Below are 6,736 nucleotides of genomic sequence, written 5' to 3' on the forward strand. Positions count from 1 at the left end.
TGTTATGGGCGGTAGTCGTGATCTGAAATTTGCCGGAAAGCGAGCGCTTCTCTCTTCTGTGGCGCAACATCAGGCAGCTTGAGAATGTGAGCGACGTTGACTTCCGGTGCGAGGCGCACGTAGTTTTCTGATCCCCAGTCGTAGTACGCGTCAGTTACCAAGTCATGGACGGCAAACTGCGCACCATATTCGAGACCAACTGCCGGCGCGTCGAGGTACAGCGTGCCTTCCTGCGCGTTCCAAGGGTCGAGATTAACGACGACGAGGACCGCGTTGCCAGAGATCGCATCGACCTTCGAGTACGCGAGGATCTGGTCGTTGTCCACGTGATGGAAGCGAATCTGACGTAGCTGCTGCATCGCAGGCTGCGCCTTGCGGAAGCGGTTCAGCGAAGTGATGTAAGGCTCTAGAGACTGCCCGTTATTGAGGGCTGTCTGGAAGTCGCGTGGGCGCAGTTCATACTTCTCGGAGTGGTTGTACTCTTCGCTACCTTCTGCGACGGCTTCGCCTTCGAAGAGCTCAAAGCCGGAATATACGCCCCACAATGGGCTCATTGTGGCGGCAAGCGTGGCGCGAATTGCGAACGCGGCTGGACCTCCGTACTGCAGCGAGGCGTGCAAGATGTCAGGCGTGTTCACGAAGAGGTTCGGGCGCGAGACATCCGCGACGTCGACCATGTGCTCAGCGAAGTCGATGAGGTCACTCTTAGATACTTTCCAGGTGAAGTGAGTGTAGGACTGGGAGAACCCTGCCTTCGACAGCCCGTACATCACTGGTGGGCGGGTAAACGCTTCGGCCAAGAAGATGACGTCGGGGTGCGTCTCGTGGACGCGGGTGATCAACCAGTGCCAGAAGTTCACCGGCTTCGTGTGCGGATTGTCCACACGGAACGTTCGGATGCCCAGGTCTACCCAGTACATGACAACCCGGTAAATCTCCTCGTAGACCTTCTCCGGGTTGTTATCGAAGTTGATCGGGTAGATATCCTGGTACTTCTTCGGCGGGTTCTCGGCGTAAGCAATCGTGCCGTCTTCCAAGATGGTGAAGAAGTCGGGGTGCTCGCTCGCCCAAGGGTGATCCGGCGCAGCCTGCAAGGCCAAATCCAGCGCTACCTCCAATCCGAGTTCGTGCGCATGGTCAAGCATCGCGCAAAACTCTTTCTCACCACCGAGCTGCGGGTGGAAGGCATCGTGCCCACCGTCTCGTGAACCGATCGCCCACGGGGAGCCGACATCACCCTCCTCGGCGACAAGTGTGTTGTCTTTGCCCTTCCGGTTGATCTCACCGATTGGGTGGATAGGAGGGAAGTAGACCGTGTCAAAGCCCATTGCAGCAACGCGATCGAGCGCCTTCGCAGTGGTAGCCCAGGTACCGTGAACCGGGTTGCCTTCATCGTCCCAACCGCCGGTGGAACGCGGGAAGAGCTCGTACCACGAGTTCACCAGCGCATCGCGTCGTTCTACGTAGATATCGCAAATAGGCCCATGGGTGACGAGCTCCCGAAGCGGAAAAGCATTGAGAACTTCGAGTACTTCGTCAGAAATGCCGGCGAGAATTCGTTCAGCCAGTGGCAGCGCGGGGTTATCTAGCGCCGCAGCGGCCCGTTCGAGCACCTCGCGGTCTGGGGCCGGAGTCTGCGCAATTGCGGCTTCAAAAAGGTGGATGCCGTGGGCGATGTCGTTCGCCATTTCTTCGGTAGTCTGCCCGGCCTCCAGCTTCTTTGTGACGGCGTTGCGCCACGTCGCCATGACGTCACTCCAGGCATCGACGCGGTAGCGCCACAGACCCTGAGCATCGGGGACAAACACCGCGTGGGTGTAGTCCGGGCGGTACGGTTCTTGCTGCATGTGAATGGAGTACTGTTCTCCATTCGGATCCGTAATAACCAAGCTTGCAGCGATAGCGTCGTGGCCTTCTCTCCACACCAGGGCAGAGACTGGCACAACCTCACCTACCACCGCCTTTGCCGGAAGAGTTCGCCCGGAAACTTGAGGGCGTACGTCGTCGATACCAAAGCGTGCAACCATGTCGTTTTTGTCCTCACATGTGGCCGATGGAAGTCGGACACACCTATAGGTGTGCTCTTTCTTCTCTCAGACTAGCTAACTCTCGCGTTAAATATCGACATAAGGGTTCGCTTTCATCCGTGGCGATTCTCATACAACGATATGGTTACACTGAGAACTCAGTCGCTTGTTTTTCTATCCACCAAGACGCCGAAGTAGAAAGAAGCCAGAATGGTAGCCGTGAACGAACCAACCACTGATCCAGATCTGCTTATCGACTTCCGAGGAGTCGAGTTTATTCGCGGAGGCAACACGCTTGTTGGCCCTATCGACTGGCAGGTGGAGCTCGACGAACGTTGGGTCATCGTCGGCCCAAATGGCGCCGGCAAGACCACACTGATCCGAATGGCGGCTGCCCAAGAGTTCCCATCGCGCGGCGTCGCATTCGTACTCGGAGAGCGCATCGGTAAAACAGATATGCGTGACCTTCGCGCGGCAATCGGATTGACGTCCTCAGCGATTGCTTCGATGATTCCGCCAAGTGAAAAAGTTGGCGACGTCGTCGTCTCCGCAGGCTACGCGGTCGTCGGGCGTTGGCGCGAACAGTACGAGGACGTCGACTACGAGCAAGCACTCGAAGTCCTGGAACAGGTCGGGGCTATGCACCTTATCGACCGCACGTGGGGAACGCTCTCAGATGGAGAAAAGAAGCGCGTCCTCATCGCCCGCGCGGTCATGATCGACCCAGAACTGCTCATCATGGACGAACCGGCGGCAGGTATGGATCTCGGCGGACGCGAGGACCTCATCGCATACCTCGGCGACCTCGCACTCGACCCCGATGCGCCAGCTATGGTGATGATCACCCACCATCTGGAAGAAATCCCATATGGTTTTACACATGCCTTGCTGCTCGACGAAGGAACAGTGATCGCCCAAGGTCTTATCGAAGACGTATTGACCAGTGAAAACGTCTCTAAGGCGTATCACCAGCCAATCGAAGTGCAGCACGACGACGGCCGGTTCTATGCACGCCGTGCACGAAGCGCACGAAGTGGTGCGCACCGCGCATAACACCACGCGAGGAGGTGGAGCACCGTGTACCGCAAAACCGGCGCATTTTCTGTCGACGCAACAGACGCCGTCGACGCAACGGAAACCAGTGGGTTCAACGGGTCACGCCTGTCTGCCACCGTCATCCTTATCCGCGACACTCCCGACGGAATCAAGGTGTGGATGCAAGAACGAGTCATGAGCATGAAAAACTACCCAGGCATGACAGTTTTTCCCGGAGGTGGCGTCGATAGTCGCGACTTCCCACCCCGCGCCTGGAATGACGGAGACCTGTGGATTGGCAAGTCGGCAGTCTCTGTTGCACGAAGGCTCGGCGTCACCAAATACAAGGCACATGCCCTGCTGTTTGCCGCTGTTCGCGAATTGTTCGAAGAAACCGGAACACTGCTCGCCGTTGACGACGAAGGAACCCTACTCGGCGACGCACGTCCTTTCCACGACCAACGGCTCAAACTCGTCTCGCACGAGATCTCGCTTACGGACATGCTGCAGGCCAATGAACTCAACGTCTGCAGCGACCTCCTCATCCCATTTGCACGCTGGGTAGGTTGCTCGCACCGAGGTAACTGGTTCGACACCTTCAGCTTCCTCGCAAAAGCACCCATCGGACAAGAACCAGACGCGGAAACCGGCGAGGCAGACGACGCAAACTGGTTCTCCCCGAAGCTACTCATGGAAGGATGGCGCGCCGGGCTCGTTCGCTTCGTGCCATCAACATGGGGGCAACTCCAACAGCTGTGCTCCTGCGACACCTTCGAGGATGCGGTCAAACTTGCACGCAACGCCGACATGCGCCCGATCATCGGAGACCCCGCCGATGATCCGCGCTACCACGAGTTTTTCCACCAGCACCCGACAGATAGGATCGGGACGCCCAAATGAGTTTTACTTTGGACGAGGTTGGGTTCCTACGGGACAACCTGCAAAAGATTCTGGCGCTTGGACCGGACCTCGAACTCATTCCAAGTACGCTAATTCGCGACAGAGCCGTACTGGAAAAGGAATTCGGCGATCATGCCCGTGTCGTTTCGGAGTTACTCGCTGCGCAGCGCAGCGCCCGTGGGAAGATGCCCGAACATTGGCTTACCGATAGCGACGCCGCGCAACAAGCAACGCCACAGCTCGTTGCCGAATACAGAGCGCAGCTGATCAAGGATTTCGGAGCAGCCACGGTCCACGACGTGACCTGTTCAGTGGGAAGCGAAGGGGCGTCGATAAGAAAACAACAGCTCTCTTGGATAGGCTCCGATCTCGATCGCGTACGGCTTGCGATGGCTCAAGCAAACCTTGCCGACGCCAACGTGCTCCTCTGCCAAGCCGATGCACTGCAACCCATTAGCCGCGCCGATGTCATCGTGGCTGACCCAGCACGACGCGCCAACGGCCGACGAATCACCGACCCAGCAAAACTCCTACCACCCCTGCCAGACCTCGTGGAAGCACATCGTGGCAGAGAACTCGCAGTAAAGTGTGCACCCGGAATCGACTACAGCGAGTGGAGCGGGCTCGTCAGCGTCGTCTCTCTCGATGGCGGCGTCAAAGAAACCTGCCTGTACACAGAAGGTTTCGGATCCGGCATTCGCGAAGCGGTGGTGCTGCGCGCGGACGGTTCGCGAGAGATAGTGAGGTCGGACGAGCCTGACGACACCACTGTCGCCGAACCAGGTACTTGGATGATCGAGCCCGACGGAGCGATCATCCGCGCCGGGCTAGTTCGCCACTGGGCGCACCGGCACAGCTTGTGGATGGTGGACCCGCACATTGCATTTCTTACGGGTGATGAGCTTCCCGCAGCAACGAGTGGCTTCCGTTTCTTAGAGGCTGTGCCGTTCAAGCGTCTTAAGGCAGCACTGGCCAACTACCAAGCGGGGGCGCTTGAGATCCTCGTACGCGGGGTAGACGTCAACCCGGACCAGCTTCGGAAGAAGATGAAGCTGAAAGGGCACCGACAGATGGCGGTACTTATTGCGCGAACAGGCAACAGCCCGACTGCATACATTTGCGAGGCAAGGGAGCATCAGCGCGTAGGGTAGTGCGCATGAAGTATCTCGATCACGCTGCAACTACTCCGATGCGTCAGGTAGCAATCGATGCCTGGGTTGAACACGCAGGTGCGTTGAATCCCGGTGCGCAACACGCAGCGGGACGCCAAGCCAACGCGGTGCTTGCCGATGCAAGAGAACAAGTCGCGGAGTTGCTTGGCGCGGACCCGGTTGAAGTGATTTTCACAGGCTCGGGCACCGAGGCAGACAACATCGCGGTCCGCGGTCTCTACGAAGCCATGCGTGGCAAGCAAGGGGACCGGGTGGTGTGTTCACCGGTTGAGCACTCGGCAGTGCTCGAGACTGTCAAGGCACTAGGAGCACAGCACGTGGATTGGCTCCCGGTAGGCGACGACGGCCACCTGTCGGACCTCGAGGCGCTTGACACTCCGGCAGCTGTGGCCGCAGTGATGTGGGCAAACAATGAGACTGGCGCACTCCAGCCAGTGAAGGAGGTTGTTCGCAGAGCTGCGCTTCAGAACACTCCTGTTCATGTGGATGCTGTGCAGGCCGTTGGAAAGGTCCCCGTTCACTTCCACGACCTCGGTGCTACCACATTGGCAGCGAGCGCACATAAGTTTGGTGGGCCACGCGGAACCGGCCTACTGCTAGCGAAACGCTCGCCGGCGCCGACCGCATCGATTCACGGTGGCGGCCAGGAACGTGGACTGCGACCAGGGACGGTAGACGTGGCCTCTGCCGCTGCAACAGCTGTAGCACTGGCGGAAGCATGCTCTGAGATGGATCGTGAACGCGAACGCGTGAAGGAACTTCGCGATGCACTCGTGGCAGGTGTACAGCGTGAGGTCCCGGACGTGGTGGTAACAACCCAGGAGCCAGCTGTGGAGGGGCATGCCCACTTCATGTTCCGCGGTGCCCACGGGGACGCGATGCTGATGCTGCTCGACTCGTTGGGCATCGCTGTATCAACTGGGTCTACATGCGCAAGTGGTGTGACCCGAATGAGTCATGTGCTTGAGGCGATGGGCGTGGAGGAAGCGCTCGGCTTGGGCGCGCTACGAATTTCGCTGGGGCGAACGAACACACGTGAGGACGTCGACTACTTTGTCCAGAACATCGCTGATGTAGTTGCGAAGGCGCGAGCGGCGGGGAACATGTAGATCTCACGCGATAGTGGGCGAGTTAACGTCGATGTGTTGGCGTTGTTTGCCGGGCCCGAACCAGTACAAGCATCATGCTGGTTCGGGCCTTTCATACTTTCGACCCAACCCAACGGGGGTAAAACACGGGGGTACCAACTGTTCAACGATCACGAAAAGGTCTGCCTAACGCATCCATAGGGCCTAAGTTTGGCTACACCAGACCATGAAAGGTTTTTGGTATAAAAAGATTGTGCATTAATAGTGTCGGCGACACGTGTCGAATGACACATGTCGTGCCTGGTAATCCCGATTTGCTTAGTATTCTCTTACCTACTGTTGCACTAGAGCGCATAATATACGGGTGAGTTGATTGTTGAACACCCGTCGACAGGTGTCGGTGGGTTTGTTGAACATGTTGGGTTTGCTGCGATGGTTTCTGAGTGTTTTTTAAGCTATGTGTGCAGGTTGTGGGGCTAGATGTGTTGAACAATCCGGGTTTTGTGGGCGTGTT

5 protein-coding genes are annotated in these 6,736 nt (G+C 57.9%); 4 read left to right on the top strand and 1 reads right to left on the bottom strand.

The window, feature by feature from the left end; genetic code table 11:
• Positions 1-2: 2 nt before the first annotated feature.
• Positions 3-2,027 carry a maltotransferase domain-containing protein gene (locus BJP06_RS07745; protein WP_071573417.1) on the bottom strand — a complete coding sequence of 675 codons (2,025 nt, stop codon included), beginning with the start codon at positions 2,025-2,027 and terminating at the stop codon, positions 3-5.
• A gap of 210 nt (positions 2,028-2,237) precedes the next feature.
• On the opposite strand from BJP06_RS07745, the gene BJP06_RS07750 reads away from it, so the two are divergent.
• Genes BJP06_RS07750 through BJP06_RS07765 form a run of 4 tightly spaced genes read left to right on the top strand, consistent with a single transcriptional unit; the run spans position 2,238 to position 6,243 of the window.
• Positions 2,238-3,080, top strand: a complete 843-nt coding sequence (locus BJP06_RS07750) for an ABC transporter ATP-binding protein (protein WP_070362604.1) — start codon at positions 2,238-2,240, stop codon at positions 3,078-3,080.
• Between the two features lie 24 nt (positions 3,081-3,104).
• The gene (locus BJP06_RS07755) at positions 3,105-3,962 is read left to right on the top strand and encodes an NUDIX hydrolase (RefSeq protein ID WP_070362603.1); all 858 of its coding nucleotides are present in this window, start codon (positions 3,105-3,107) and stop codon (positions 3,960-3,962) included.
• On the top strand, positions 3,959-5,113 hold the full coding sequence (locus BJP06_RS07760) for an SAM-dependent methyltransferase (RefSeq protein ID WP_070362602.1): 1,155 nt from the start codon (positions 3,959-3,961) through the stop codon (positions 5,111-5,113). Before BJP06_RS07755 ends, BJP06_RS07760 begins: the two co-directional genes overlap by 4 nt.
• Before the next feature lie 5 nt (positions 5,114-5,118).
• Complete coding sequence (locus BJP06_RS07765) at positions 5,119-6,243, top strand: cysteine desulfurase family protein (RefSeq protein ID WP_070363537.1); 1,125 nt, start codon at positions 5,119-5,121, stop codon at positions 6,241-6,243.
• Positions 6,244-6,736: the final 493 nt, after the last annotated feature.

It is taken from the genome of Corynebacterium sp. NML120713 (genome assembly GCF_001875735.1).
Classification (GTDB): domain Bacteria; phylum Actinomycetota; class Actinomycetes; order Mycobacteriales; family Mycobacteriaceae; genus Corynebacterium; species Corynebacterium pseudogenitalium.